Source organism: Streptomyces sp. NPDC028314, assembly GCF_055565795.1.
This window is the reverse complement of sequence record NZ_JBVHTP010000004.1, coordinates 51,105-77,902: the sequence shown is the minus strand read 5'-3', so window position 1 is coordinate 77,902 and position 26,798 is coordinate 51,105. Positions and strand designations below refer to the sequence as shown.

Annotated in this window: 21 protein-coding genes and 1 tRNA gene; 2 read left to right on the top strand and 20 right to left on the bottom strand. The window is 72.6% G+C overall.

Annotation, left to right across the window (positions count from 1 at the left end; translation table 11 throughout):
* Positions 1–50: 50 nt before the first annotated feature.
* The 3 genes from ACZ4TG_RS11255 to ACZ4TG_RS11245 all read right to left on the bottom strand — a co-directional run bounded on the left by ACZ4TG_RS11255 (position 51) and on the right by ACZ4TG_RS11245 (position 2,599).
* A complete protein-coding gene (locus ACZ4TG_RS11255; RefSeq protein WP_468162098.1) occupies positions 51–413 on the bottom strand; it encodes a type II toxin-antitoxin system death-on-curing family toxin in 363 nt (120 codons plus the stop codon).
* A 134-nt stretch (positions 414–547) separates the two neighbouring features.
* The gene (locus ACZ4TG_RS11250; protein WP_468161603.1) at positions 548–748 is read right to left on the bottom strand and encodes a hypothetical protein; all 201 of its coding nucleotides are present in this window, start codon (positions 746–748) and stop codon (positions 548–550) included.
* A gap of 387 nt (positions 749–1,135) precedes the next feature.
* A complete protein-coding gene (locus ACZ4TG_RS11245) occupies positions 1,136–2,599 on the bottom strand; it encodes an MFS transporter (protein WP_468161601.1) in 1,464 nt (487 codons plus the stop codon).
* Positions 2,600–2,771: 172 nt separating this feature from the next.
* Between ACZ4TG_RS11245 and ACZ4TG_RS11240 the strand changes: the two genes are divergently transcribed.
* Positions 2,772–2,843 (top strand) — tRNA-Cys (locus ACZ4TG_RS11240).
* A 593-nt stretch (positions 2,844–3,436) separates the two neighbouring features.
* Here the strand turns inward: ACZ4TG_RS11240 and ACZ4TG_RS11235 are convergent.
* The 10 genes from ACZ4TG_RS11235 to ACZ4TG_RS11190 all read right to left on the bottom strand — a co-directional run bounded on the left by ACZ4TG_RS11235 (position 3,437) and on the right by ACZ4TG_RS11190 (position 16,168).
* Positions 3,437–4,492 (bottom strand): pentapeptide repeat-containing protein, encoded by a 1,056-nt coding sequence (locus ACZ4TG_RS11235; protein ID WP_468161599.1) that lies wholly within the window; start codon positions 4,490–4,492, stop codon positions 3,437–3,439.
* 269 nt (positions 4,493–4,761) lie between these two features.
* Positions 4,762–5,928 (bottom strand): type VII secretion-associated serine protease mycosin, encoded by a 1,167-nt coding sequence (mycP, locus tag ACZ4TG_RS11230; RefSeq protein ID WP_468161597.1) that lies wholly within the window; start codon positions 5,926–5,928, stop codon positions 4,762–4,764.
* 27 nt (positions 5,929–5,955) lie between these two features.
* Positions 5,956–7,401 carry a WXG100 family type VII secretion target gene (locus ACZ4TG_RS11225; RefSeq protein WP_468161595.1) on the bottom strand — a complete coding sequence of 482 codons (1,446 nt, stop codon included), beginning with the start codon at positions 7,399–7,401 and terminating at the stop codon, positions 5,956–5,958.
* Complete coding sequence (locus tag ACZ4TG_RS11220) at positions 7,401–7,841, bottom strand: hypothetical protein (RefSeq protein WP_468161593.1); 441 nt, start codon at positions 7,839–7,841, stop codon at positions 7,401–7,403. Before ACZ4TG_RS11220 ends, ACZ4TG_RS11225 begins: the two co-directional genes overlap by 1 nt.
* 203 nt (positions 7,842–8,044) lie before the next feature.
* Positions 8,045–10,384, bottom strand: a complete 2,340-nt coding sequence (locus ACZ4TG_RS11215) for a xanthine dehydrogenase family protein molybdopterin-binding subunit (RefSeq protein ID WP_468161591.1) — start codon at positions 10,382–10,384, stop codon at positions 8,045–8,047.
* The gene (locus ACZ4TG_RS11210) at positions 10,381–12,336 is read right to left on the bottom strand and encodes a (2Fe-2S)-binding protein (protein WP_468161590.1); all 1,956 of its coding nucleotides are present in this window, start codon (positions 12,334–12,336) and stop codon (positions 10,381–10,383) included. The genes ACZ4TG_RS11215 and ACZ4TG_RS11210 overlap by 4 nt, the downstream gene beginning before the upstream one ends.
* Positions 12,333–13,262 carry an FAD binding domain-containing protein gene (locus tag ACZ4TG_RS11205; protein ID WP_468161589.1) on the bottom strand — a complete coding sequence of 310 codons (930 nt, stop codon included), beginning with the start codon at positions 13,260–13,262 and terminating at the stop codon, positions 12,333–12,335. Before ACZ4TG_RS11205 ends, ACZ4TG_RS11210 begins: the two co-directional genes overlap by 4 nt.
* 235 nt (positions 13,263–13,497) lie before the next feature.
* Complete coding sequence (locus ACZ4TG_RS11200; RefSeq protein WP_468161587.1) at positions 13,498–15,138, bottom strand: beta-N-acetylhexosaminidase; 1,641 nt, start codon at positions 15,136–15,138, stop codon at positions 13,498–13,500.
* A gap of 155 nt (positions 15,139–15,293) precedes the next feature.
* Positions 15,294–15,578: a DUF3039 domain-containing protein gene (locus ACZ4TG_RS11195; protein WP_053679372.1), complete on the bottom strand. Its 285-nt coding sequence runs from the start codon at positions 15,576–15,578 to the stop codon at positions 15,294–15,296.
* Positions 15,579–15,607: 29 nt separating this feature from the next.
* A complete protein-coding gene (locus ACZ4TG_RS11190) occupies positions 15,608–16,168 on the bottom strand; it encodes a YqgE/AlgH family protein (RefSeq protein ID WP_468161584.1) in 561 nt (186 codons plus the stop codon).
* 263 nt (positions 16,169–16,431) lie between these two features.
* On the opposite strand from ACZ4TG_RS11190, the gene murA reads away from it, so the two are divergent.
* The gene (gene murA / locus ACZ4TG_RS11185; protein WP_468161582.1) at positions 16,432–17,772 is read left to right on the top strand and encodes a UDP-N-acetylglucosamine 1-carboxyvinyltransferase; all 1,341 of its coding nucleotides are present in this window, start codon (positions 16,432–16,434) and stop codon (positions 17,770–17,772) included.
* A 144-nt stretch (positions 17,773–17,916) separates the two neighbouring features.
* Here the strand turns inward: murA and ACZ4TG_RS11180 are convergent, their stop codons facing one another.
* The 7 genes from ACZ4TG_RS11180 to ACZ4TG_RS11150 form a co-directional block, all read right to left on the bottom strand.
* A complete protein-coding gene (locus ACZ4TG_RS11180) occupies positions 17,917–18,198 on the bottom strand; it encodes an HU family DNA-binding protein (protein ID WP_007264399.1) in 282 nt (93 codons plus the stop codon).
* Between the two features lie 342 nt (positions 18,199–18,540).
* Positions 18,541–19,947 (bottom strand): NAD-dependent malic enzyme, encoded by a 1,407-nt coding sequence (locus ACZ4TG_RS11175; protein WP_468161580.1) that lies wholly within the window; start codon positions 19,945–19,947, stop codon positions 18,541–18,543.
* Positions 19,948–20,496: 549 nt separating this feature from the next.
* Positions 20,497–22,803 (bottom strand): HelD family protein, encoded by a 2,307-nt coding sequence (locus ACZ4TG_RS11170; protein ID WP_468161578.1) that lies wholly within the window; start codon positions 22,801–22,803, stop codon positions 20,497–20,499.
* A gap of 134 nt (positions 22,804–22,937) precedes the next feature.
* Positions 22,938–23,507, bottom strand: coding sequence for a CGNR zinc finger domain-containing protein (locus ACZ4TG_RS11165; RefSeq protein WP_468161576.1), 570 nt, complete (start codon positions 23,505–23,507; stop codon positions 22,938–22,940).
* A gap of 78 nt (positions 23,508–23,585) precedes the next feature.
* A complete protein-coding gene (locus ACZ4TG_RS11160) occupies positions 23,586–24,128 on the bottom strand; it encodes a GNAT family N-acetyltransferase (RefSeq protein ID WP_468161574.1) in 543 nt (180 codons plus the stop codon).
* Between the two features lie 9 nt (positions 24,129–24,137).
* The gene (locus ACZ4TG_RS11155) at positions 24,138–25,304 is read right to left on the bottom strand and encodes a uroporphyrinogen-III synthase (protein ID WP_468161572.1); all 1,167 of its coding nucleotides are present in this window, start codon (positions 25,302–25,304) and stop codon (positions 24,138–24,140) included.
* A 105-nt stretch (positions 25,305–25,409) separates the two neighbouring features.
* Positions 25,410–26,780: a nitrate/nitrite transporter gene (locus ACZ4TG_RS11150; protein ID WP_468161570.1), complete on the bottom strand. Its 1,371-nt coding sequence runs from the start codon at positions 26,778–26,780 to the stop codon at positions 25,410–25,412.
* Positions 26,781–26,798: the final 18 nt, after the last annotated feature.

The window sequence follows — 26,798 nt, the reverse complement described above, 5'->3', positions numbered from 1 at the left end:
CCGCCCCTCGCGGAGGGACAGGCCCGTGACCTCGGCGGGTGCGGCGAGCGTCACATCCGCCGCAGCCGCTCCGCGATCCGGCGGACGTCCCCCTCGCTGCCGGAGGCCACGTCGATCACCAGCTCGTACGCCGTGTCCTGGTCAACTCCCGCGAGATCCACGCCGTTCAGGGCGAGGAAGGTCGCGGCGGACAGCCAGGCGGTGCGCTTGTTGCCGTCGACCAGGGGGTGGTTCACGGCGATCCCGTGCAGCAGCGCGGCCGCCTGCTCGTACGGGTCCACGTACGCCGGAGTCCCGAACATCCGCGCCCGCGGCCGGTGCACCGCCGACTCCAGCAGCCCGGCCGCACGCACCTCGCCGGGACACGCGAGCCGGGCCAGGTCGAGCACCTCGCGCAGGCTGAGATACCGCACCCCGGCGAGCGGGGCCGGCGCGGGCGCGGGGGGCGCGGCGGGTGCGGGCGGCTCGGCGGGTGCGGGCAGCTCGGCGGGCGCGGGCGGCTTGGCCGATGCGGATGTGTCGGGCAGACCGGTCGCCTCGGCCGTGCTCATTCGCCGAGCCGCTTCAGCAGCGCGGCGTGCCGCGAGGCCAGCCGCCGGGCCTCGGCCGAGACCCGGGCCCGCTCGCCCGCCAGGTGGCTCCGCACCGCCTCCAGTGCCAGCCCCTCGGGGCTCGTCCCGGTGGCGTCGGCAAGGTCGTCCAGCTCCGCGCGCTCGGCGTCGGAGAGCCGCAGCATCAACTCGTTCATGCCCGGACCGTAGCCGAACCCCGCCAGGGATCCCCCTGCATTTCGGCCCGGGCGGCCAGCACCCCGGCACCCCGGCCGACACGCTTAGGGCCCGGCCGACGCGCAAGGCCGTAGCCGAAAGCCCCCTTCGGCTACGTCGGCGCTGGCCACTCGGGGCGGGACGCTCCACTACAGCCCGCCCGGCCGGCGCCCTTGGCAGTGGACCGGCACACCACCTCGACCCCGCCGCCGCGCAAGCCACGGCGCCGGGCCTCCAGCTCACCGACGCCCAAGACGCAGGGGTCCGGGGTCAGAGCCCCCGGGAAGCCCACGCAGGGTTCCCGGGACCGGGAACCGACCCGGCACGCCGCCCCCGTCCGCCCCCTCCACCCCCGGCCAGGGGCCAGGTCAGGACCCGTCCGGCGGCGCGTTCAGCCGCGTCGCCACCCACACCCCCACCAAAGCCACGCAGGCCATCGGCAGGAACACCACCACGAACGCGGCCGGATGCGAGGACCCGCCCCCGGAGGCCACCCCGTGCGCCGCCGCCCCCACCGCGCCACCGCCCAGCGCGGCGAACGCCGCCCCGCCCGCCGCCAGCAGGACCACGTTCGCCAGCGCGTCCGAGATCTGCAGCGCGGCGGAATTGGCCCCGGCCTCCTCCGGCGCCGACAGCTTCAGCAGCAGCACACTGGTCGAGCCGATCACCAGCCCCATCCCCAGGCACCCCACCCCCCAGGCCAGCGCCAGCGTCCACACCGGCACCCACGCGATCAGTACCGCCGGCGCCGCCGCGACGGCGAACGCCACCAGCCCCATCCCGACGACCATCAGCCGTTCCCGGTACGGCGTCATCCGCCCCTTCGACTGAAGCCACGAGCCGCCCGCCCAGGTGAGCCCGCCGAGCGCGAGCGAGAACCCGGCCAGGGTCGGGCTCAGCCCCCGCTGGGTGACCAGCATCAGCGGTACGAAGCTCTCCGCGGCGATGAACGCCCCCGCCGCCAGCCCCCGCAGCAGCACCACCGACGGCAGCCCCCGCCGGGCCCGGTACGTCCCGCGCGGCAACAGCCCCAGCGCCGCCGGCACCAGCAGGGCCGCGCCCGCGGCGGCCGGTACCAACGACAGCCACCGCAGGTCCTGGGCCGCGTACTGGAGCAGCCCCGCACCCGCCGAGATCCCCAGGGCCAGCCGGATCCGCCGCCGGTCGAACGGCTCGGGCCCGCCGTCCGTGTCCACCGGGCCGGACGCGGTCCTGCGTATCGCCGGTATCGCCACCAGCAGCGGTACGACGACCAGCACGGGTATCGCGAGGAACACCCAGCGCCACCCGAGGTGCTCGGTCACCGTCCCGGCGGCCAGCGGGCCGACGATCGACGGCACCACCCAACCCGCGGCGAAGGCGGCCATGATCGCGGGCCGCAACCGCTCCTCGTAGGCCCGGCTGACGACCACGTACAGGGCGACGATCACCAGCCCGCCCCCGAACCCCTGCACCGCCCTCCCCAGCAGGAACACCCACATCCCACCCGCCGTCCCCGACAGCACCAGCCCGGCGGCGAAGGCCCCGATCCCGACGGTGAGCGGCCGCAACGGCCCCTGCCGGTCGGCCCACTGGCCGGACAGGACCATGCCGAAGAGGCTCGTCGTGAAGTAGGCGGAGAAGGCGAAGGCGTAGAGCCCGACCCCGTCCAGCTCGCGCGCGGCGACCGGCATCGCGGTGCCGACGGCGGTCGCCTCGAAGGCTATGAGGAAGACGACAGAGATGATCCCGATGCTGAGCGTCCGGTACGCGGAGCCGAGAATCCCGCCCTGCGGCTGGGGCGGGACGGGTGTGGCGGCTCTCTGTGGCACGCGGGGTTCCAGGGCGCTCATCGCCCCAGCGTAAGGTCCATACCTCTGCCTCGTCCCTGTCAATTCGGCGGATCTGACCTCGGTCCTGCGCCCTAGGACTGTGAACGCGGTATGGCAGTCACGTTGCGGGCCGGCCGTTCCCCTTCCCCCGCCCGCACCCGCCCTCGTACGGTCGTACTCGTCACCACCACAGAGCCGTGTGCCCGAGTGGTTGAGGGACTCGCCTGCAAAGCGAGTTACGCCGGTTCGATTCCGGTCACGGCTTCTAGATGCCCCACCAGGCAAAACGGATGGGCGGCACCCCGCACGGGGTGCCGCCCATCCGTTCGTTCGTCTCAGTTGGCCGGTACGAGCAAGCCGACGGCGCCATCGTCGTCGCCATCCGAGCGGTCCTCCGCGGCTTTTCAGATCAGCCCGTCGACCTGCCGCGCCACATCCGTCCGCACCGCGTCGACCCTGTGCTAATAGCCCGGCCATGGCGGCGGTCGACCAGCCCATGAGCCCCCCGTTTGTGACCACTCCGAGCGTCCATCCAGCGGCCCGCATCCGGGCGAGGGCTCCCCGCAGGCACGGGAGGCTCCGTGTGGGTAGCCTTCCCGACGGCATAGTCACTCCGCAGGGAGTCAGCCCAGTCAGCCAGGCCGAGTGGAGCCCGGACCGCTCGAAGTGTGCTGGGTAGGCCCCCACACGGAGCGCATCTCCGAGCAGGCGTTCCCTGCTGGGAGGGAGCCCGCAGGCCGCGCAGAAGTCCCGGATCCACCCAACCGAGGGCGGCTTAGGGGTGGAGCTACTCCAGAGCCCCATTCCTCACCCCCAGGAGCGTGGTCACGAGCCGAGCAAGCGGTATGGCGAACCCCATCACACGGTTGGTGGTGTCGGCGGGGGCGCCGAGTACGGCCCGTATCGATCCCGCCACGCGCGACAGGCAGCGATACGGGCCGTTACCCACGGATCATTTTCAAGGAATAAGGGGAGTTTTGTCGTTTCATCGATCACGGCATCCGACAGTTGCTGGGCAGTCAAGTACGCGACGTCCCTGAGGTCCGCACCACTGAGATCCGTGCCTGTCAACACGGCGCCGGTCAGGGAGGCGCCACGCAGGTTGGCACTGACGAGGCCTACTCCGTCGAGCCGCACGCTGCTGAGGGTCGACAGACTCAGATCTGCGCTGTTAAGAATCGTGCCGCGCAGGTCGACACCGCGAAGGTCAGCTCGGCAGAGGTTCGCTGCGGTCAGGAACATTCGGGTCAGACGTGGAGGGGCATCGAACTCGAAGCTGCGAACCCCTAGCCCCACAAGGTTGGTGGAGCGAAGATCCACACGGCGTGGCTCGGCACGCTCAGGCCGGCGGGCAAGTACGTACACGGCCGCAATGATGTCCGCGGCCGGCTCTGTGCCCCAGGGCGGGAGGGACAGCTCCCAGTCATCTCCCTGATCGTCAATAGGGCCAGGACTCGGAGGGGTGCCACGCGGAGCGTGCTCGCGAACGAAGGCGGCAAGCACCGCCACAATCGTCCGATGCTCCTGAGGCGACTCCGCCATGACGTGCTCCAGGGCGTAGATGCCTCCTAGCCGCTCTTCAAGCTTGGTGGAGGCCATTAGTCCGACTGCGCTACTGAACCGCTGGGTGACTTGCCCTCTTCGGGACAAGTGGTACGTGCGCGCTGTGTAGGCCAGCCCGAGCGCTACGGTGGCGCCCCCCGTCGCCGCCAGCACGGTCTGCCGCACCGCGTTCAGGGCGTCCACCTGTTCCTTGCCGTGGAGGCCTCGGACAGCATCACCGGCTACCAGCCAAGTGAATGGCCCCAACACCAGGAGGATGATCCCGAGGAAGCTCGGCACACCCGCGGCCAGTCCCACCGCGATGCGATGACGTTGAATCCAGCGAACCCAGCTCTGCGTGCGGGTCCTCACACGTTCGTAATACCTCACGATGAGTCATCTCACCGCATCCGAGTAGCTGAGGTCAGGTGAATCGTGCACTTGTCCGGACGCAGCGGCGTAGGCAGACCAGGAGCTGCCAAGCATTTCGGCCTGCAGTCGCCCTGTCGGCACCGGCGGGCGTATGCCCGCCGGTCTCAGTTTCCGTCTCGTTCATCCCGGTTCGATTCCGGTCACGGCTTCGACGCCGAAGGGCCGTCCGGGACTCCCCCGGACGGCCCTTCGTACGTATGCCGGGGGCGTCAGCGCCTCGAACGGCGCACGGCCACGGCGGTAACGGCCCCGCCGATGAGCAGGCAGGCCGCCACCCCGAGGGCGATCCAGGTGACGCTGCTCCCGGACTCCTTCTCCTCGGCCTGAGGAGCGGGCGCGGGGCTGCCGGACTCCGGGGCCTTGGCGTCGGGGGACCCGGAGGGCGACTTGGCCGCGGCGGCGGCCGCGAGATCCGGCAACGGGTACACGTCGGCGGGCCCGGGGTCACCGGGCGTGGGCACGGCGACCCGCGGACGCACCACGCCGTACCCGACGCCGTCGTTGCGCATCGCGCCGTCGACGGGCTTGCCGGCGGTGTTCAGGAGGACCCGGAGCACCTGGTTGTTGGTCCAGTCGGGATGCGCGGACCAGAGCAGCGCGGCGGAGGCGGAGGTGAGGGCGGTGGCGTCGCTCGTGCCGTGGTTCTTGCACACACCGCTCTTGCTGGCACAAGCGATGACGATGTCGATACCAGGGGCAGACATATCCACCTGGGGACCACGTTGAGATTCCTTGGTCGCGGCGCCATCCGCTTCAACAGCACCGATACCTACCACCCCGGGTGTCGCAGCTGGGTAGTTGACCTCGTTTGTCGTATCCCCGTCATTGCCTACAGCAGCGAAGATCAGCTTCCCCTTGGAAAGCGCGTACTCGACGGCCGCAAGCCGATCGGGGTCCTCTTTAGGCGTACCCATGGAGATGCTGATGATCTTGGCATCTGAGTCTGCGGCATACCGGATCGCGGCAGTGAAAGAGGGCGCCTTCAAGTCGTCCTCATGCGGAACGCGAATCGGAAGGATCTTTGCTCCGGGCGCTAGCCCGAACGAGCCGTCACCACTGGGGTGTTTCCCGGAAGCGGCGATGAGCGCGGCCATGGACGTCCCATGATTCCCGTAGTCGGTCCGCTCATCGCCCTCAACCTTGTTCGATGCAAAGTTCTTGCCTGGAAGCACCTGTCCCTCCAGTTCAGGAATACGAGCCACGCCAGTGTCGATGACGGCTACCGTGACGCCCTTACCTGTGCTGATCTTCCAGATGTCGTCAGCCTTCATGGCGTTGAGATGCCATTGCTGCTCGCGAATGGTCGCCGCGTGGGCCGGGGTCGCGGCAACCCCGGCCAACAACAGACCCACGAAGACCGAGGTCGCCTTGCGCATGTGCATCCCGTACAACGTCCGTTCTGCTCAGTCGATCACTGGCGGGACAATACGTCGGTTGGCCTGCCAGGTCTCTTCGTCCTCGGCCAGGTAATCGGCGCGCTCGCCCCCCTGTCCGTCACGCCGCCTGCCCGGGTTCTGGGCGCCCACGCCACCGTGTCCCATCGCACCGCCGACCGGTCCGGTACCCGAGGGATTGCGCACGAGTCCCGAGCCGCCCTGCGTGAACGGCTGGCCGCCCGTGGCCGAGCGGCCACCGGGCTGACGCCCCCCGACGACACCGCCCGGCTCAGTGGCAAGCCGACGGCCGACGGCGGAACCGCCCGACATCCCATGGGAGCCGCCAGCGCCCCCACCCATACCGCCGCCCATCATGCCGCGACCGCCCTGCGGGCCCTCGGCGCCGATGACCGTGCCACGCGGAATGCTCGTGCTGGGGCCGCCGGTGGGCAGCTGCCGACCGCCCATGATGCCCGTGTCACGCGCGGACAGGCCGGGCATGCCGACGATCTTGCCGGCAGGACCGCCCTTACCAGGGAAGGTACCGCCGCCGACCGGACCGGGTCCGGCAACCGGCTTCACCAGTCCGGTTGCGCTCGGCGGAAGCGACACAGGCGGAAGTGGCACGGGGTTGGGGCCCCCAGTGACTGGGCCGACAGGAAGGCCCGTGGTTGGGGGAACCACCTTGTCCGGCAGCGTTCCGACGGTGTTGAGGTCCACGTTCACGTTCCGGTCCGGGACTCCCGGCGGGGTCACCGGCGCTGGGCCCGTGCCCGACGGCAACGTGTTGCTCACCTGCGGGTTGTCCCCCGACGTTGAGCCAGGTGAGGGCACAGACACCCCATGGCCATTCGAAGCGTATGACGAACCACCCGAGCCAACTGCTGTCCCAGACCCGCTCCCCGCACGCGCGAAATCTTCGGATCCGCCGTAACTCTGCGGAACGAACGCCGCCGGCGGTGGCGGGAACGTCGGGATTTCCGCCATGTTCATCTGGTCCGCCGACTGGCTGTACGAGCCGGCCAGCTTCTTCATCTGCTGCGCCGCCCGCACCTGGTAGTCGTGCAGCTCGCCCCTGGACTGCACGCCGATCGACTGCGCGTCCGGGTCGTTGTGGTACTTCGTGGCCGCCGCGACGTTCGACGTCGCCGACGCGACCTCGTGCGCCTTCGGCATCGCGTCGCGGACCTCGACCATGGTCTGGGCCGCATGCGCCATCCAGGTGCCGCCCGCGGCGCTGTACTTGGCCAGCCGCAGCGTCGCGCTGCCCGCCTGGCCCACCCAGTCCTGGAAGGCGGTCGCGGCTTCGCCCTCCCAGTCGGACACCTTGTGCGACTTGAGGATGTTGCCGATCTTCTCGATCTCCGTCGCGGCGTCGGTCAGCTGCGTGCCCCGCGCCTCCACCGTGGCCGGGTTGAAGGCGGCGGTCATCGCCATCAACTGCTCGAGCGTGAGGCCGTCGAACTCCGTCATCAGACCGTTCCCTCCGCGGTCGGTTCGGCCGGGGCATTCGGGCCCGTTGCGTTGGCCTTGTGGAGCGGGTCGCGCTCCGGGACGTAGTCATGCTTCGCCTTCTGGGCGATGGCCAGCATCCGCCGCCTAGTCTCGTCGTCGATGCCCTCGAAGCCCTTGCCCGCCGTGCGGATCGCGATGCCCAGGCCCTCGATCTGGCCCGCCAGTCCCTTCGACAGGTTCACCAGCTGCTCGTGCACCGTCGAGTACGCCTTGTAGAGCTTCTCCGCCTCGTCGAAGCCGTGCCCCAACGCCGCCTTCTCCAGGGTCCCGTCGGCGAGCTTCTTGTCGGCGGCGGCCGAGCCGTCGAGCTTGTCGAGGAGGTCGTCCACCAGCTTCTTGTAGCCGCCCAGGGTCTCGTACTCGACCCTCAGCGCCGCCACCTGCTGTACCGAGTACATGCCAATGGCACCCGGCCCGAAATTCACTGCCACGACGGCCTCCCCGACTCCCCGTAATCCCCGTGGGCGCGGCAGCGCCGGCGCCGCGCCCCGTCCCCGTTCGCACCCGTTCGCACGCGCGCGTGCGTAGTCCTACCGATCACTCTAGCGACCGGTACCGACAGCCCCAAGCGCGGGTTGCACGTGCAATGCACGTCACACGGTCAAGAGTTGGGCGCGGCGACCGCCGCCGAGGGCCGGATCGGGAGCCTGTTCACCGGGCGTCCCGTGGCCGCGCGGACCGCCGAGGCCACCGCCGCCGGGGTCGTCACCACGGGGACCGCGCTCGCCGCCTTCGCGCCGAACGGGGCCACCACGTCCCGCTCCTCGACCAGTTTGACGATGCGTACGGCCGGGGCGTCCAGCGAGGTCGGGAGGGCGTACCCGGTGAGGTCCGGGTGGCGGATGACGCCCGACACCGAGCGGAGGTTCTCCGTCAGGGCCGCGCCCACGCCCTGGGTGACGCCCGCTTCGATACGGGCCTCCAGCTGCCGGGGGTTGAGGATGCGGCCGACGTCCTGGGCCACCGCCAGCTCGACGACGCGTACGGAGCCGAGCTCGATGTCCACGTCCACCACCGCCCGGATCGCGCAGAAGGCGAGGCCGACGAAGGCGTCGCCCTGCCCGTCCGCGTCCAGCGGTTCGGTGGGGTGGGGGCGGCACTGGGCCGTGGCCCAGAGTTCCTTGCCCTGTATCGCCTCCGCGACGGTGGTGGAGAACGCGCCGTCGTACGAGGTGATCCGGCCGTCCGTGATCTGCAGGAGCTCGGTGCTCATGCCCAGCTTGTGGGCCATCGGCTGGAGGAGCTGCGTACGGACCATCTTCGCGGCCCGCTCCACCGCCCCGCCGGACACCCACGTGTGGCGGCCGTGCGCTGCCGGGCCGGCCGGCGGCTGGTCGGTGTCGACGGGGGCCGTCACGACCTCGTCCACGCCCAGGACCTCCTGGACGATCTGGCGGGCGAGCGTCGAGAAGCCCTGTCCGGTGTCGACGGCGGCGCAGATGACCGTCGCCGCGCCGTTGACCACCTTCACGGTGGCGGTCGAGACCTCGTCCGTGCCCTCCGCGCCGAGCATGTGGACCATGCCGACGCCGTAGCCGACCCCGCGCCGCACCGCGCCCGGTTCGCCCGCGCCCTCCGCGCCGCCGGGCAGCAGCCACTCGTCCTCCGGGGTGTCCTTCGGGAGGGCGGGCAGCGGGTAGTCGCGTACCGAGCGCAGGAGTTCGGCCACCGGCGCCGGGCAGGTCACCGTCTGGCCCGTCGGCAGGAGGTCCCCGGTGGCCAGCACGTTGCGCATGCGCAGCTCCGCGCCGTCGATGCCGAGCGCCGCCGCGAGCTTGTCCATCTGGCCCTCGTACGCCGCGCAGACCTGCATGGCGCCCTCGCCCCGCACGTGTCCGGACGGCGGGTTGTTCGTACGGACCGCCCAGCCCTCGACGAAGGCGTGCGGGACGACGTACGGGCCGCACGCGAAGGCCACCGCGGCCGCCAGGGATTCCGAGGACGCGTCGGCGTAGGCGCCGGCGTCCATCAGGATCTGGGCCTCGACCTTGACCAGCCGCCCCTCCGCGTCCGCGTGGTGGCGGTAGCGCAGGAGGGTCGGGTGGCGGTGGGCGTGGCCCAGGAAGGACTCCTCGCGGGTGGCGGCCAGCTTGACCGGGCAGCCCGTGCGCAGCGCCAGCAGGCCGAGCGGCAGCTGGAAGGCGGGGTCCTCGCGGTCGGCCGTGGCGCCCGGGACTCCGGTGACCACGACCCGTACCCGGTCCGGCTCCAGCCCGAAGCAGGCGGCGGCCAGGTCGCGGTCGGTGTGCGGGTCGGTGGAGGCGGTGTAGATCTCCACGCCGCCGTCGGGCCGCGGCACGGCCAGCCCGGCCTCGGCGCCGATGGGCGCGGGGTCCTGGCGGCCGATCCGGTACAGGCCCTCGACGACGACCTCCCCGGTGGCCTCGGGGTCGCCGTAGCGCAGCGGGATGTGCCGGATCAGGTTCCCGTCGGGGTGCAGGGCGGGTGCGCCGAAGGACTGCTCGGGGTCGGTCACCGCGTCCAGCAGCTCGTACTCGACGGCGATCGCGGCGGCGGCGAGGCGGGCGGTGTCCGGGTGGTCCGCGGCCACGGCTGCGATGGGCTCGCCGTGGTGGCGGACCACGTCGTGGGCGAAGACGGGCCGGTCGGCGATGCGCCGGCCGTGCGTGGTGGCGCCCGGGACGTCGGCGTGGGTGACGACGGCGCGGACGCCGGGCATGGCGGCGGCGGCCGTGGTGTCGACGGAGAGGATGCGGGCGTGGGCGTGCGGCGAGCGCAGCACGGCGGCCCACAGCAGGCCTTCGGCCCAGAGGTCGGCGGCGTAGGGGAAGGTGCCCTCGGTCTTGGCGCGGGCGTCCGCGGAGGGGATGGAGGCTCCGATTCCGCGCAGCACTTCCGGCTCCCCCTCCCCGCCGGGGCCCAACGTCGTCGTCACGGTGGCCGTGGTGGTCGTCGCCGTAGCCGCGTCCTGCCCGCTCACGCCATGCCTCCGTTGTGGTGGATGCCGCCCTCGCCGGGCGGGGCCTGGTGCGGGATCCACGGCTCGGCGGCGGCCTCGCCGGCCGACGCCGACGCCGCTGCGGGCGCCGATGCCGATGCGGCTGCCGCTGCGGCCGCCGACTCGGCCGATGCCGCCGACGCCGCCTCGCGCCCCGACACGACTTCGCGGACGGCCTCGATGACGCCCTTGTAGCCCGAGCAGCGGCAGAGGTTGCCGCAGAGCGCCTGCCGGGTCTCCAGCTCGCTCGGCGCGTGGTTGCCCTCCAGCAGGTCATGGATGGTCATGGCCATGCCGGGGACGCAGAACCCGCACTGCACCGCACCCGACCCGCACAACGCCTGCTGCACGTCCGAGAGTTCCCCGTCCGTCGCGAGCCCCTCGACCGTCCGCACCTCGCTGGACGCGGCCGTCGCGGCCGGGACCAGGCAGGACGCGACGAGCCGGCCGTCGACCTGCACGGCGCAGGCCCCGCACTCGCCCTGCGAGCAGCCGTCCTTGGCGCCGGCCAGGCCGAGGCGCTCGCGCAGCACGTACAGCAGGGACTCGCCGATCCAGGCGCCGGTGACGGGCCGGTCGGCCCCGTTGACGCGCAGCACGTAGGAAGCCAGCGGGTGCTCGTGATGGGCGACGGCCCCCGCCGTCTCTTCTTCGTACGTCGCCTCCTGGCCCGGGAAACCGGCGGCGTCGCCCGCGTCCGGGAGTGCCTGGTCGCTGTCGGCGGTGTCCTCGGCCGGGACGGGCGGCGCGGCGGCTTCGGCGGGCCCGTCGCCGGGGTCCCCCTCGGCCGTGACGAAGACCTGCCCGTGCCCCAGCGTGGAACCCGGCCCGGTCGGGGCGAACGCGCGCCCCTCCCCGAGCTCGGCATACGGCTCCCCGAGCTCGGCGTACGGCTCCCCGGCCTCCGGCTGCGACGCAGCCACCGGCTCCGCATCCGCCACCGGTTCCGGCTCCGGCTCCGCTTCCGTGAATCCGTGCCCGTCACCCGGGCCCGCCCCCATGCCCACCGGACGCGGCCGCTCACCCTCGACCGGCGTCTGCGCCGGGCCGTGGGCGGCCTCGATGTCCGGGGCCGCGTGCATCACCGGCTCCGGCTCCGGGAGCGGGGTGCCCACACCGGGCCCGCCCAGCACCCTCGGCCCGCGCCCCGGTGCACCGCCCGCGGGGCCACCGGCCCGCTGCCCGGCGCCGTCGCCCGGCAGCACGCCCGAGCTCAGCGAGGTGTCGTACCCGGGCGTCGCCCACGGGGCCGCCGCGCCGCCGGGCAGGGTCGCCGGGGCCTGGCTCCAGTCGGCGTCGAACGCGCGGGGCTCCAGCGTCCACTGGCCGGTGCCCTGACCCTCGTCGGACTGCCGTCCGGCCTCGGGGAAGCGCCACTCGGCGGTCGCCCCCGGATCCGGGTCCGCCGCCGCGGCGGGGAAGTCCTGGGCGGCGGGGAAGCCCGGGGCGGCGAAGCCCGAAACGGAGAACCCCGCCACGGCGGAATCCCCGCCGGCGTACTCCCCGCCGCCCGGCTCGCCCGCGCTCTCGCCGCCGGCCGGCTCGGCCTCGCCGAACACCGCGGCCACCGAAGCCGGCAGCGGGATCGACGCCGGGATCGGGCCCCGGGCGGGGGCCTGCGCGGCCGCCCCGCCGTCCGGGGCCGCCGACCCCGCCTCGGGCCACTGCACCGGCATCGTCCAGGTGCCGGTGGCCGACGGATCGGCCGAACCGGAGCCCAGCGGCACGATCATCGGCGGCGGCACGTACCCGTGCCCGGGGGCGGCCAGCGGCTCCCCCGAGTCGAGCGCGTCCAGCATGTCCTGCGGCAGCTTCACGAAGGCCGTGGCCTCGGAGTCGTACTCGCCGCCGTGCGGCACCGGCTCCCAGCCCCAGCCGGCGCCCGCGTGCCCGGTTCCCCCGGTCGTCCCGCTCACGTTCTCGTTCTCACTCATGAGGTCAGCGCCCTCCCCAGGGCCCTCCGTGCCAGTACGGCCACCGTCCGCCGCAGATGCAGTACACCGGAAGCCACCGGTTCCCCCTGATCGGGGACGCAGGCGGCCGCGACGTACTCGCCGAAGGCCTCCAGCGCCTCGGGGGCCAGGCTGCGGTCCCCGTCCCAGTCGATCAACGAGGCCACCCACTGTTCGGCCTCCAGCGGCCGCAGCGGCATCGGGGCGACCGCGCCGATCGCACAGCGCACGCCCCGGCGCGCGGGGTCCAGCACGAGCCCCACGGACGCCACAGCACGCCCCGGTCCCGTGCGCCCCGTGGCCTTCAGGAACACCTGCGGCGCGTGCAGCAGGGGAACCCGTACGAATCCGATCAGCTCGCCCGGCCGCAGCATCTCGCGCCCGGCCAGCAGGTGGGAGACCGGGATCTCCCGCCGCGAGACGCCGGAGTCGCCGAGCGCGGGCGGACCGACGATGACCAGCACCGCCTCCAGGGCCGCCAGCACGGGCAGGGCGTCGCCCGTCGGCGCGGCGGTGGCGATGTTCCCGCCGAGGGTGCCCGCGTTGCGGATCTGCGGCGGTCCGGCGGCCCGCGCGGCGGCGGCCAGGGCGGGGATCAGGGCGGCGAAGTCCGGGCGCCCCATCCGGGCGTGGGTGAGACCGGCGCCGAGCAGCGCGTGGCCGTCCTGGTACTGCCAGCCGCGGATCTCGTTGATCCGGCCGAGGCCGACCAGTGCGGCGGGCCGCAGCAGCCCCGCGTTGACGGCCGCCATGAGGTCGGTGCCGCCGGCCACGGGCACGGCCGCGGGCATGGCGGTGAGCGCCGCCACGGCCTCGTCGAGCGAGGCCGGCAGCGTCACGGACTGCGCCGCCTGCGGACCCTGAGGCCCCTGAGATGAATGCGGTGCGTGCGGTGCGTGCGTGGTCAACCCAGCTGCCCCTTCCCGATGTCCCGGTCCCGGCGCTCACGCCTGTCCGCCGTACGGTACGTGCTCACCGCCGGGACGTGGCAACTCTGGCACATCTTCCGCACCGTCCGGCGCGAGGGTCCGCCAGGCGCCCCCCTGACCGGTCCGACGGTCACTCAACGCCCGCTTCTGCCCGAATCGGACTAAATCGGGAAAGAGTTCCAAAGGACTCCAAAGGATTCACCGGTTGCCTGAGTCACACGATCGGGGGCTTGCCGTCGACCGGACGTCCGAGCACCCCGGGCCGCTTCTGCCACGGCAACGGCCCGCCCGGCCGCCGGTAGTCGACCCCCAGGGCGTCCAGCCGCGCGTAGTGCCCCGTCATCCGCGCCTCGAAGCCCGCCCAGTCCCGCTCCGCGGGCTCCGGCAGCGACGACCACACCACCTCGGCGAAGGCCGCCAGCCGGGGGAACACCTGGTAGTCCACGCGGCCCTGGTCCTCCATCACCTCGGTCCACACGTTGGCCTGGGCGCCCAGCACGTGACCGGCGGCCTCGGCCGACAGCTTCGGCGGCACCGGCTCGAAGCGGTACACGTCCGCGAGCGTGCGCACGTACCCGATCGGCACCGGCTCGTCGGGGCCCGGCGCCTGACGGTGGTCCAGGTACACCTGCTGCTCGGGGCACATCACCACGTCGTGGCCCGCCTCCGCGGCGGCGATCCCGCCCGCGTACCCGCGCCACGAGGACACCGCCGCACCGGGGGCCAGACCGCCCTCCAGGATCTCGTCCCAGCCGATCAGCCGCCGCCCGCGCGCCGCGAGCCAGCTGTCGAAGTGCCGGATGAACCAGGACTGGAGGCCGTCCTCGCCCGCCACGCCCAGCTCCCGGATCCGCGCCTGCGCGGCCCCGGAGCGGCGCCACTGCGTCTTGGGGCACTCGTCGCCGCCCACGTGCACGAACGGCGAGACCTCCGCCGGGAACAGCTCCAGCAGCTCCTCGAAGACGCCCTCGTAGAAGCGCAGTACGGCCTCGGTGGGCGCCAGCACGTTCTCGTTGACGCCCCAGTCGTCCCACACCCCCAGCGCCGACGTGTCCACCACATCGGTGTTGCCGAGCTCGGGGTACGCGGCGATCGCGGCCTGCGAATGGCCCGGCACGTCGATCTCGGGCACCACCCGCACGTGCCGTTCGGCGGCGTAGGCGACGATCTCGCGGATGTCGTCCTGGGTGTAGAAGCCGCCGTGCGGGGTCTCGTCCCACAGCGGCGAGGCACGGTGCCCCCGCCGGCTGCGCGGCCGCCACGCGCCGACCTCCGTGAGCCTGGGGTGGCGCTTGATCTCGACGCGCCAGCCCTGGTCGTCCGTCAGGTGCAGGTGCAGCACGTTCAGCTTGTGCGCGGCGAGCAGGTCGATGTACCGCAGCACCCCGTCCTTGGGCATGAAGTGCCGGGCCACGTCGAGCATCATGCCGCGCCAGGCGAAGCGGGGGGCGTCGAGGACGCGGCCCTGCGGCAGGCTCCAGCCCGTCCGGCCGGGCAGCGGCGCCCTGCGGCAGGCGTCGGCGCCGAGCATCTGACGCAGCGTCTGGGCGCCCCAGAAGAGCCCGGCGGCGGCCGCGCCCGCCAGGTCCACGCCGTTCGCGCCGACCGTGATCCGGTACCCCTCGGGACCCAGCTCCTCGGCGACGGCGCCGTCGAGGCGCAGCCGGATGTCCCCCGGGCTGCCGGGCGCCGCGTCCGGCAGGTCCCAGCCGGTGGCCGCGCCGAGCTCGCGGCGCAGCCAGCGCGCGGTGGCGCCGGTGCCCGGGCCGGCGTCGAGGGCCGGCGCGGGCCCGAACTCGTACGGGCGTACGCCCTGGGTCGGGACGAAGGCTCGGGGAGCGGGGATCAGGTCCATGCGTCAGGCCCTTCGCAACGGCTCGTTGCACCCTGCGCAACGCCCGTTCCGCGGAGTGCTCGTCGCGTCGACCCTAGTACGCCGAAGGCCCCCGGAGCGCACGAATGTGCGGACCGGGGGCCTTCGTACCGCCTGTTCGGGACGGACGGCCCGGACTACTTGTCCTTGCCGCCCTTGTCCTTGTCGCCGCCGGCGCCCATGGATTCGTAGATCTCCTTGCACATGGGGCAGACGGGGTACTTCTTCGGGTCCCGTCCCGGGACCCAGACCTTGCCGCAGAGCGCGACGACGGGGGTCCCGCCGAGCGCGCTCTCCATGATCTTGTCCTTCTGGACGTAGTGGGCGAAGCGCTCGTGGTCGCCGTCGCCGTGGGACACCTGCGGCGTCGGCTCTACGAGGGTCCCCGTACCAGTCCCGCGCTCGGGCTCAAGAGTGCTCATAAAAGCCAGGGTACCGACCCGCGCGCGGGTCAGTTCAGCGACGGGTCGTCGGGATAGGTGGCGACCATCGCGAGCTCGTTGCGCTGACGGCGGAGCACCGCCCTCCAGAGCCGTTCGGGGTCCGGGAAGGAGATGTCACCCGGTTCGGAATCCACGACGTACCAGGCCCCGTCGCCCAGCTCGATCTCCAGCTGGCCCGGCCCCCATCCGGAGTAGCCGGCGAAGATCCGCAGGCCGCCCAGCGCGGCGGCCAGCAGCTCGGGCGGGGTCTCCAGGTCGACCAGCCCGATCGCGCCGTGCACCCGGCGCCAGCCCAACGGCCCCTCCTCGCCCGGGATCACCGCCACCCCGAGAGCCGAGTCCAGCCCGACCGGCCCGCCCTGGAACACCACCCCCGGGTCGCCGGCCAGCGGAGCCCAGGGCAGCAGGATGTCGACGACGCCCACCGGCGTGGGCCGGTTGAGGACGACGCCCAGCGAGCCCTGCTCGTCGTGGTCGAGCAGCAGCACCACCGCGCGGTCGAAATTCGGGTCCGCGAGGGCGGGGGTGGCCACGAGCAACCGCCCTGTGAGGGAGGACACCTCGGTCATGCCGACATGATCTCGCACATTCGCCCTTCGGGGGGAGCGGGCGGCGCGATCGGATCGTCCGCAGCTCAGGGCGCACCGCGGCAGGAAGGAGCGCGCGCCCGCGGAGCGCCCGGAATGCGACACTCCGCAATGGCCCGGGCACTCAGGGTGCTGTACCGAATTCATGACAGTCCTACGGCCGCGTCAGCCATACAAACAAGGGGGTGGTGACCCTTACCCTTTTCACTGGCCCCCCGCCCACCCCTCTCCGGAACGCGAGATCCATGACCGGCTCAGACGATGTCCTGCTTGTCCACGGCGGTACCCCGCTCGAGGGCGAGATCCGTGTCCGCGGCGCGAAGAACCTCGTGCCGAAGGCCATGGTGGCCGCTCTGCTCGGCAGCGCGCCCAGCCGGCTGCGCAATGTTCCCGACATCCGTGACGTCCGGGTCGTCCGCGGTCTGCTCCAGCTCCACGGGGTGACCGTCCGCCCCGGCGAGGAGCCGGGCGAACTGGTCCTCGACCCCACGTACGTCGAGAGCGCGAACGTCGCCGACATCGATGCCCACGCGGGTTCCTCCCGGATCCCGATCCTCTTCTGCGGCCCCCTGCTGCACCGCCTCGGCCACGCCTTCATCCCCGGCCTCGGCGGATGCGACATCGGCGGCCGTCCGATCGACTTCCACTTCGACGTGCTCCGCCAGTTCGGCGCGACCATCGAGAAGCGCGAAGGCGGCCAGTACCTGGAAGCCCCGCAGCGCCTGCGCGGCTGCAAGATCCGCCTGCCGTACCCGTCCGTCGGCTCGACCGAGCAGGTGCTGCTGACGGCCGTCCTGGCCGAGGGCGTCACCGAGCTCAGCAACGCCGCCGTGGAGCCCGAGATCGAGGACCTCATCTGCGTACTGCAGAAGATGGGCGCGATCATCTCCGTCGACACCGACCGGACCATCCGGATTACCGGTGTGGACGAGCTCACCGGCTACAACCACAAGGCGCTCCCGGACCGCCTGGAGGCCGCCTCGTGGGCTTCCGCGGCCCTGGCGACCGGCGGCAACATCTACGTCCGCGGGGCGCAGCAGCGCTCGATGATGACCTTCCTGAACACCTTCCGGCGGGTCGGCGGTGCCTTCGAGATCGACGACGAGGGCATCCGCTTCTGGCACCCGGGCGGCCCGCTGAAGGCCATCGCGCTGGAGACGGACGTGCACCCCGGCTTCCAGACCGACTGGCAGCAGCCGCTGGTCGTCGCGCTGACGCAGGCCTCGGGCCTGTCGATCGTCCACGAGACGGTCTACGAGTCCCGGCTGGGATTCACCTCCGCGCTCAACCAGATGGGCGCACACATCCAGCTGTACCGGGAGTGCCTGGGCGGCTCGGCGTGCCGGTTCGGCCAGCGCAACTTCCTGCACTCGGCGGTCGTCTCCGGCCCCACCAAGCTGCAGGGCGCCGACCTGGTCATCCCCGACCTGCGCGGCGGGTTCTCGTACCTCATCGCGGCGCTGGCCGCCGAGGGCACCTCGCGCGTGCACGGCATCGACCTGATCAACCGCGGCTACGAGAACTTCATGGAGAAGCTCGTGGAGCTCGGCGCCAAGGTCGAGCTCCCGAACGGCGATCTCGTCTAGCAACGCGCCCCAGGGGCCCTCAGGGGCCCCTGGACAGCCCGAAGGGCGGCCACCCCACTGCGGGGTGGCCGCCCTTCGGCTTGTGTCACTGCAACGTACTGCTGCCGTCCCGGGGGCCTGTGCGGCCCTCGGCACAAGGGCGGACTACTTGCCCTTGGCGGCTTCCTTGAGCTTGGAGCCCGCGGAGACCTTCACGCTGTAGCCGGCCGGGATCTGGATGGGGTCGCCGGTCTGCGGGTTGCGCGCGGTGCGAGCGGCACGGTGGGTGCGCTCGAAGGTCAGGAAGCCGGGGATGGTGACCTTCTCGTCGCCCTTGGCGACGATCTCGCCGACGGTCTCGGCGAGCGCGGCCAGAACGGCGTCGGCGTCCTTGCGGGTCACCTCGGCGCGCTCGGACAGAGCGGCCACCAGCTCACTGCGGTTCATGTTGTACTCCCGTGTTCAACTTGCCTTAGAGGCGTGAGATCGAAGCCGATGCTGCCAGGGCCCTCGGACAGTCCCCGGACCCGGGTCTGAACGTCAGACCCTCTCGCCCGGTTACGCATCCTGCCCCCACCAGCGGCGGGAAAGCCAATCCGGCACCCGCCAGGGTCACACGAAAAGCGCCACAGTCACGCCGCGGTGACGCTCCGTCCGCACCTGTGGTTCCGTTCCGGTGGATGCGGACCGCGGGCCACGCGGGCATCCCCGCAACCCTAGAGGCGGCCGGGCGGGCCCGCATCTCGCGACGCGCCGGAATCACGGGGCCGTGAGGGCGGTCACAGCGCCCTACACGGCGCTGGAGGCGGCCTTGCGGACGGCTCCGGCGACCGCGCCGGCGACCTTGTCGTTGAAGACGGACGGGATGATGTAGTTCGCGTTCAGCTCGTCCTCGCCGACGACGTCCGCCAGCGCGCTCGCGGCGGCCAGCATCATGTCGGTGTTCACGGTGCGGGACTGGGCGTCCAGCAGGCCGCGGAAGACGCCCGGGAAGACCAGCACGTTGTTGATCTGGTTCGGGAAGTCCGAGCGGCCCGTGGCCACGACGGCGGCCGTCTGACGGGCCACGGCCGGGTCCACCTCGGGGTCCGGGTTCGCGAGCGCGAACACGATGGCGCCCTCGGCCATGGCGGCCACGTCCTCGCCGGACAGCACGTTCGGGGCCGAGACGCCGATGAAGACGTCGGCGCCGACCACGGCCTCCTTGAGGGTGCCCGTATAGCCCTCGGGGTTGGTGTTGTCGGCGATCCAGCGCAGCGGGGAGTCCGGCGCCGCGTCGACGAGGTCGGGGCGGCCCGCGTGCACGACGCCGTGGATGTCGGCGCTGACGGCGTTCTTCACGCCCGCCGCGAGGAGCAGCTTGAGGATGGCCGTACCGGCCGCGCCGGCGCCCGACATGACGACCTTCACATCGCCAACTGCCTTGCCCACCACGCGCAGTGCGTTGGTGAGGGCGGCGAGGACGACGATGGCGGTGCCGTGCTGGTCGTCGTGGAAGACGGGGATGTCGAGGGCCTCGCGCAGGCGGGCCTCGATCTCGAAGCAGCGCGGCGCGGAGATGTCCTCCAGGTTGATGCCGGCGAAGCCCGGGGCGATCGCCTTGACGATCGCGACGATCTCGTCGGAGTCCTGGGTGTCGAGGCAGATCGGCCACGCGTCGATGCCCGCGAAGCGCTTGAAGAGGGCCGCCTTGCCCTCCATGACGGGCAGCGCGGCCATCGGGCCGATGTTGCCGAGACCCAGCACGGCGGAGCCGTCCGTCACGACTGCGACGGAGTTGCGCTTGATGGTGAGGCGGCGCGCGTCCTCGGGGTTCTCGGCGATCGCCATGCACACGCGGGCCACGCCCGGGGTGTAGATCATCGAGAGGTCGTCACGGTTGCGGATGGGGTGCTTGGACGCCATCTCGATCTTTCCGCCGAGGTGCATCAGGAAGGTTCGGTCGGAGACCTTGCCAAGACTGACGCCCTCGATGCCGCGCAGCTTCTCGACGATCTCGTCGGCGTGCGCGGTGGAGGTCGCGGCGATGGTGACGTCGATGCGGAGCTTCTCGTGACCCGACGCGGTCACGTCGAGGCCGGTGACCGAGCCTCCGGAGGACTCCACCGCGGTGGTGAGCTGGGAGACCGCGGTTCCGCTCGCGGGCACTTCCAGGCGGACCGTCATCGAGTACGAGACGCTGGGCGCCGTTGCCATGGCCGTGTTCCTCTTCTGTCCCTGGTTTTTCTGTACGCACAGGGCCCCGCTACACGGCAGGTGCGGCAGGACCTGTTGTCTGATCGTCCCACCTACCAGCCGGTACAAGGTAACCAGCTACAAATTTCGGAAAGACATTTCCACCATACGAGATTTGATGGGGTCTCGGAAGGGTTTCCGGCCACGCAAAACAGGTCTGCCCCGACGCCGAAGCGCCGGGGCAGACCTGTTTTGCCTACGTCTACGACACCGACCCGCCATGCTCGCCTCGCGGCAAGTGGTCGCTCTAAGCGACGAAGGTTGGGCCCGGGGGCTTGGATCGAGCCGGTGTCGTAACCAGGCTAACAAAGGATCGCCGGAAGCGATCCCCCCTCCGGGGACTTCTCTCGGGGACCACGCCCTTGGCCGCGGGCCATCCGGCCCATCGCCCGGCCGAGGCCCGGACGGACCGATGGCCGGACGGACCGATGGCCGGGACGGGACCGGTGGCCGGGACGGGCGGATGGCCGGGACGGGACCGGTGGCCGGATGGCTACGGCTGCCGGATGCCTACGGCTGGAGGAGCGCCGGAACGCCGGAGGCGTCCGGGGCGTCCCGGGGCGCGGAGACCACCGTCAGCTGCTGCGTCGCGCGCGTCAGGGCCACGTACAGCACCCGCAGCCCGGCCGCGGACTCGTCGGCGATCTCCGCCGGGGAGACCACCACCGTGGCGTCGTACTCCAGTCCCTTCGCCTCCAGGCTGCCCAGCGCCACGGCCCGCTCGCCCAGGTCCGCCAGCCACCCGGCCGCCTCGGCCCGGCGGTCCATGGCCACGACCACGCCCACGGTCCCGTCCACCTGCTCCAGGAGCCGCCGGGTCTCCTCCCGGACCGTTTCTCCCAGATCCCCCCCGACGGCCGTGAAACGCGGCTCCAGGCCCGTGGAGCGCACCGCGCTCGGCGGCTCCATCCCCGGCATCGCCAGCTTCAGCACCCGGGCCGCCACCTCGGCCACCTCGGCCGGGTTGCGGTAGTTCACGGTCAGGGTGAACCGCCGCCGCGGCCTCGACCCCAGCGCCTCGTCGCGCGCCGCCGCGGCCTCCTGCGGATCCGTCCAGGAGGACTGCGCCGGGTCGCCGACCACCGTCCAGGTGCCCATCCGGCCCCGGCGGCCCACCATCCGCCACTGCATGGGCGTCAGGTCCTGGGCCTCGTCCACGATCACGTGCGCGTACTCGGTGCGCTCCGCCGCGAGCCGCTCGGCCCGCTCCCACTGGGTCTCCTCGCGGGTGGGCATCAGCTCCTCCAGCCCGCTCAGCTGGTCCAGGGGGTTGAGCTCGCGCTTGCGCTTCGGCCGCGCGGGCGCCCCCAGCAGCTGCTGGAGCTCGTCGAGCAGCGCCACGTCGTGCACCGACAGCGGCCCCTTGCCCTCCGGGCCGACCCGCCGCAGCGAGCGCGCCAGCTGTCGGGTCTCGCGCGGGTTCAGGTCCCGGCGCGACCAGCGGCCCAGCTTGCGCTCGTCGGCCATGGAGGCGAGCACCCCGCGCGGGGTGAGCTCGGGCCACCAGGCGTCGAGGAAGTCGATGAACGCGTCCTCCGTCGAGATGTCCTCGTCGAAGGCGGACCGCAGCTCCGCGGCGAGCTCCGGGTCGCTGTGCCTGCCGTTCGCCCCCGACTTCGCGTACAGGGCGTCGAGCAGCAGCTTGCGGGCGCGCGGGCGCAGCAGGTTCACCGGGGCGGTGCCGCTGAGCGCGTTCTGCCGGATCCGGTTGAGCTCCTCGGACTCCAGCTCCTGGCGCCGCCCGAAGGCCACCACCCGCAGCCGGTCCGGGGCCCCGCCCAGCTCCAGGGCGCCCCGTACCGCCTTGCGCAGCACCTTGAGCATCCGGGAGGAGCCCTTGATCCGGGCCACGCCCGGGTCGTCGTACGTGGTCGCCTCGGCCCCGTCGACGAGCGAGCCCAGCGCCCGGATGGCGACCTGGCCCTCCTCGCCGAGCGAGGGCAGCACGCCCTCGGTGTACGCGACGAGCAGCGGGGTCGGGGAGACGATCAGGATGCCGCCGGAGTAGCGCCGCCGGTCCTGGTAGAGGAGGTACGCGGCCCGGTGCAGGGCGACGGCCGTCTTGCCGGTGCCGGGTCCGCCCGCCACCTCCGCGACCGACGCGGCGGGTGCCCGGATGACCAGGTCCTGCTCGGCCTGGATCGAGGAGACGATGTCCCGCATGGAGTGCGTACGGGCCCGCCCGAGGGCGGCCATCAGGGCGCCGTCGCCGATGGCGGGCAGCTCCTGCCCATCCAGCGAGGCGGTGACCTCGGGGCGCATCAGGTCGTCCTCGACGCCGAGCACCTTGCGGCCCTTGGAGCGGATCACGCGGCGGCGTACGACCCGGCCCGGATCCTTCGGGGTGGACCGGTAGAACGGCGCGGCCGCCGGCGCGCGCCAGTCGATGACGAGCGGCGCGTAGTCGGAGTCGAGTACGCCGATCCGCCCGATGTGCAGGGTCTCGGCGATGTCGGCGGTGAGGTCGGCGCGGATCGCGTCGTCGGCGGGCTCGACGGAGGTGTACGCGCCGTCCGGGCCGCGCTCCCCGTCCTTGCCGAGGACCAGGTCGATCCGGCCGAACAGGAAGTCCTCGAACTCGTTGTTGAGCCGGTTGAGGTGGATCCCCGCGCGGAAGACCTGCGCGTCGCGCTCGGCGAGCGCGCCGGGCGTACCGACCTGCCCGCGCTTGGCGGCGTCGTTCATCAGGAACTCGGCCTCGTGGATCTTCTCCTCAAGGCGTCGGTACACGTGATCGAGATGCGTCTGCTCGACCGCGATCTCCCGATCGCGGACGGAATCCGCCGTGCTGTCGACAGCGGCATTCTGCGCGGCCACCAAGGCCCCCTTCTGACGTGCATGGGCGACCGTCAACCGTACGCGAACCAGGGCCTTGTCCGCACGCCCGTTCCGGGACCGTTCGTAGATCACTACGAACGGCGGCATCCGCCGTCCGCCAGGATGGGGCCGGCCTACGCCGATCCGCCGGCCAGCACCCTGCGCCGGTGCCGGGCGACGCGCTCCCGGTTGCCGCACAGCTCGCTGGAGCACCAGCGCCGCCGGTGCCCCCTCGACGTGTCGAGGTAGACCCGGGCGCAGCCCTCCCCCTCGCAGGCGCGCAGCAGGGCCCGGTCGCCCGGGTCGGTGAGCAGCTCCACCGCGTCCCGGGCCACGGCGGCGAGCAGCCCGGCGCACTCCACCCCGCCGCACAACTCCCGTACGAGGTGACCTTCTTGGTCCCGAACGGCACACAGGCCCGGGGGTGGACCGGCGGCCGCCGCGTTGACCCGGGCCAGGGCCTCCTCCTCGGGGCCGGCGCCGTCCAGCTCGGCCCGTACGAGGCTCTCCACGTCGGCGCGCAGTGCCCGGAAGGCCTGGACCCAGTCGGGCCCCAGCCGCCCGAGCGGGGTCCGGTCGGGCACCAGCCCGGCCCCGACGAGCCACAGGCGCAGCTCGTCGCCGTCGCGGATGCCTTCGGTGTGCTGGTGGGCAGCGAAGGTGGCCACCAGGTCCAGGCAGACCCGCCCGGAGTCGAACCACATACCGGTCACCGCCTCGGTTGCCGTGGGCCGCCTCCCCAGAGTGCCCGTCCCGTGGCCACCCGGCTAGAGGGCGGACGGCTACGGGGCGGGCGGGTCGTCGTGCAGGAGCCGCTGGAAGAGGCGGTGGTCGCGCCAGGCTCCGGCGATGTGGAGGTACCGGGGCGCGAGCCCGTACTGCTCGAAGCCGGCCTTGGCCAGCACCCGCTGCGAGGCCAGGTTGTCGACCAGGGTCCCGGCCTCGACCCGGTGCAGCCCGTACTCGTCCCGGGCGAGCCTGCAGACCTCCTCCAGCGCGGCGGTGGCCAGCCCCTTGCCGGCCCACCCCTGGTCGACCCAGTAGCCGACGCCCGCGCTGCGAAGCGGGCCGAGGACGATGTCGCCGAGGTTGATCACCCCGACCGGCGCGTCCCCGGCGACCAGGACGAACGGTACGAGGCGTCCCCCGTCCCGCTCGGCCAGCAGCCCCTCCACCCGGGCCCGCTGGCCCGCCTCGGTGTAGAACTCCTCGCTCCGGTACGGCTCGTAGGGCGCCAGGTACGCCCGGTTGCGCCCGAGCGCCTCGGCCAGCCCGGCGGCGTCCCCAATCCGGACGCCCCTCATCTCCACCCCGTCGATGATCATCCCGGCACGCTAGCCGACGGGCCGCGCCGGCGGCACCCCGCAGCCGTCCGTACCGCCGGAGGCACCGGCGTCCACCGACAGCCGGTACCCGCGCTTGACCACCGTCTGGATCAGCCTCGGCGCCCCCAGCGCCACCCTCAGCCGCGCCATCGCCGTCTCCACGGCGTGCTCGTCGCGCCCCGCCCCCGGCAGCACCCTCAGCAGTTCCGCCCGGCCCACGACCCACCCGGGCCGCCGCGCCAGCGCCTGCAGCAGGGCCATCCCGGCCGGCGGTACGGTCCGCAGCTCGGCGTCGACCAGCACCCCGTGGCCGCGGATCTCCAGCCGGTGCCCGGCGACCGGCAGCACCCGCGCCCGGCCCGGCAGCTCCTGGCAGAGCAGTTGCACCAGCGGCCCCAGCCGGAACCGCTCGGGCTGCACCGTGGGCACCCCCTCCGCCTGGAGGGGCAGCGCGGTGACCGGGCCCACGCACGCCGACAGCACGTTCCCGCGCAGCCCGTCCAGCACCGCCTCCCGCATCCCGAGCCGGTCCGCCCGGGACAGCAGCGAGGCCGCGGCCGGGGCGGAGGTGAAGCTGACGGCGTCCAGCCCGCCGGAGGCCACCGCGTCGAGCAGCCGGTCCAGCGGCCCGAGGTCCTGCGGCGGCATCCACCGGTACACCGGGACCACCACCACGTCGGCCCCGCCCGCCCGCAGCGTCTCGACGAACCCGGGCAGCGGTTCCCCGTGCAGCTGGAGCGCGATGCGCCGCCCGGCCACTCCCCCCGCGAGCAGCCGGTCCAGCACCTCGGCGAGCGATTCCGACCGCGGGGACCAGGCCTCCACCAGCCCGGCGGCCCGTACGGCCCCCTTCACCTTCGGTCCGCGGGCCAGCAGTTCGGTGCCGCGCAGCCGGGCGAGCAGCTCCTCGCCGATCCCCCATCCGTCGGCCGCCTCGATCCAGCCCCGGAAGCCGATGGCGGTGGTGGCCACCACCGCGTCCGGTGCGCAGTGGATGAGCTCCTTGGTGGCGGCGAGGAGTTCGCCGTCGTCGGCCAGCGGCACGATCCGCAGGGCGGGCGCGTGCAGCACGGACGCCCCCCGCCGGCGCAGCAGGGCGATCAGCTCGTCGGCCCGCCGGGCGGCGGTCACCCCGACGGTGAATCCGGAGAGGGGGCCGGTGTCCGTAGCGTCCATGGTGGTGTCCTGACTTGCCCGAGGGGTTACGCGTAGCGGGTGCCGAGCCTGCCAAGTCGCCGTGTCAGGCTCGGTTCAGCCGTATTTCGTGGCCGTTAACCACCGTTACACGGAGGTGAGCTGCGGTTTCCCCACTTCCTGGGGCCCCGGTACCGCCGCGGCGGCGGGGCGGCGAAGGTATACCGCCCACGTCACCGCGCAGCACGCGGCGTAGAAGCCGAGGAAGGTCACGAAGGCGGCCGTCCCGGACCCGGAGCTCAGGAACGCCTCCCGGAAGACCAGGTTGATGCCGAGTCCGCCGAGCGCGCCGACGGCCCCGATCAGGCCCATCGAGGCCCCGGACAGCCGCCGCCCGCAGGCGGCCGCCTCCTCGCCGCTCATGCCCCGGGCCAGAGCCTTGGCCTGGAAGATGCCGGGGATCATCTTGTACGTGGAGCCGTTGCCGATGCCGCTCAGCGCGAACAGCGCCACGAAGCCCACCAGGAACACCGCGAGCGACTCCCGTACGGAGGCCAGTACGACCACCCCGGTCGCGGCCGCCATCGCCAAGAAGGCCGCCAGGGTGATCCGGGCCCCGCCCAGCCGGTCCGCGAGCGCGCCGCCCACCGGCCGCACCAGCGAGCCGAGCAGCGGACCGACGAAGGTCAGCGAGGCGGCCTGGAGCGGGGTCCGCCCGAACTGCGTCTGGAGCACCAGGCCGAAGGCGAAGCTGTAGCCGATGAAGGACCCGAAGGTGCCGACGTACAGGAACGCCATGATCCAGGTGTGGGCGTCCCGCGCCGCCTCCCGCACCGCGCCCGCGTCTCCCCGTACGGGCGCCAGGTTGTCCATCCGCACCAGCGCCAGCGCGGCCGCGGCCACGATCAGCGGGAGGTAGACGGCGAGCAGCAGCCGGGGGTGGGCGGCCCCGGCGGTCCCGATGACCAGCAGGGCGACGAGCTGCACCACCGGTACGCCGATGTTCCCGCCGCCCGCGTTCAGCCCGAGCGCCCAGCCCTTGCGCCGCAGCGGGAAGAAGGCGTTGATGTTGGTCATGGAGGAGGCGAAGTTGCCGCCGCCCACGCCGGTCAGGGCGGCGACGGCGAGGAAGGTGCCGTACGGCGTGCCGGGCTCCATGACCACCAGTGCGGCCACGGTCGGCGCGAGCAGCAGCAGGGCGCTGACGACGGTCCAGTTGCGCCCGCCGAACCGGGCCACGGCGAACGTGTAGGGGATCCGGACGAGGGCGCCGACGGCCGTGGCAGTGGCGATCAGGGCGAACTTGCCGGCCGGGTCGATCCCGTACTCGGGGCCCATGAAGAGCACCATCACGGACCACAGCGACCAGATGGAGAACCCGATGTGCTCGGAGAGCACGGAGTAGAGGAGGTTGCGCCGGGCGATCCGCTCCCCGGTCTCCTTCCAGAACGTCTCGTCCTCGGGATCCCACCGCTCGATCCAGCGGCCCCCCTTGCGCGGTGCGGTCGTACCGGTCATCACACGCCTCCACAGCTG

Coding starts and splice junctions, on each gene's coding strand:
- ACZ4TG_RS11250 (WP_468161603.1), bottom strand. CDS start 748: ATGAACGAGTTGATGCTGCGGCTCTCCGACGCCGAGCGCGCGGAGCTG.
- ACZ4TG_RS11245 (WP_468161601.1), bottom strand. CDS start 2,599: ATGAGCGCCCTGGAACCCCGCGTGCCACAGAGAGCCGCCACACCCGTC.
- mycP (WP_468161597.1), bottom strand. CDS start 5,928: ATGCGCAAGGCGACCTCGGTCTTCGTGGGTCTGTTGTTGGCCGGGGTT.
- ACZ4TG_RS11225 (WP_468161595.1), bottom strand. CDS start 7,401: ATGACGGAGTTCGACGGCCTCACGCTCGAGCAGTTGATGGCGATGACC.
- ACZ4TG_RS11220 (WP_468161593.1), bottom strand. CDS start 7,841: ATGTACTCGGTACAGCAGGTGGCGGCGCTGAGGGTCGAGTACGAGACC.
- ACZ4TG_RS11210 (WP_468161590.1), bottom strand. CDS start 12,336: ATGAGTGAGAACGAGAACGTGAGCGGGACGACCGGGGGAACCGGGCAC.
- ACZ4TG_RS11200 (WP_468161587.1), bottom strand. CDS start 15,138: ATGGACCTGATCCCCGCTCCCCGAGCCTTCGTCCCGACCCAGGGCGTA.
- ACZ4TG_RS11195 (WP_053679372.1), bottom strand. CDS start 15,578: ATGAGCACTCTTGAGCCCGAGCGCGGGACTGGTACGGGGACCCTCGTA.
- ACZ4TG_RS11190 (WP_468161584.1), bottom strand. CDS start 16,168: ATGACCGAGGTGTCCTCCCTCACAGGGCGGTTGCTCGTGGCCACCCCC.
- murA (WP_468161582.1), top strand. CDS start 16,432: ATGACCGGCTCAGACGATGTCCTGCTTGTCCACGGCGGTACCCCGCTC.
- ACZ4TG_RS11180 (WP_007264399.1), bottom strand. CDS start 18,198: ATGAACCGCAGTGAGCTGGTGGCCGCTCTGTCCGAGCGCGCCGAGGTG.
- ACZ4TG_RS11175 (WP_468161580.1), bottom strand. CDS start 19,947: ATGGCAACGGCGCCCAGCGTCTCGTACTCGATGACGGTCCGCCTGGAA.
- ACZ4TG_RS11165 (WP_468161576.1), bottom strand. CDS start 23,507: ATGTGGTTCGACTCCGGGCGGGTCTGCCTGGACCTGGTGGCCACCTTC.
- ACZ4TG_RS11160 (WP_468161574.1), bottom strand. CDS start 24,128: ATGATCATCGACGGGGTGGAGATGAGGGGCGTCCGGATTGGGGACGCC.
- ACZ4TG_RS11155 (WP_468161572.1), bottom strand. CDS start 25,304: ATGGACGCTACGGACACCGGCCCCCTCTCCGGATTCACCGTCGGGGTG.
- ACZ4TG_RS11150 (WP_468161570.1), bottom strand. CDS start 26,780: ATGACCGGTACGACCGCACCGCGCAAGGGGGGCCGCTGGATCGAGCGG.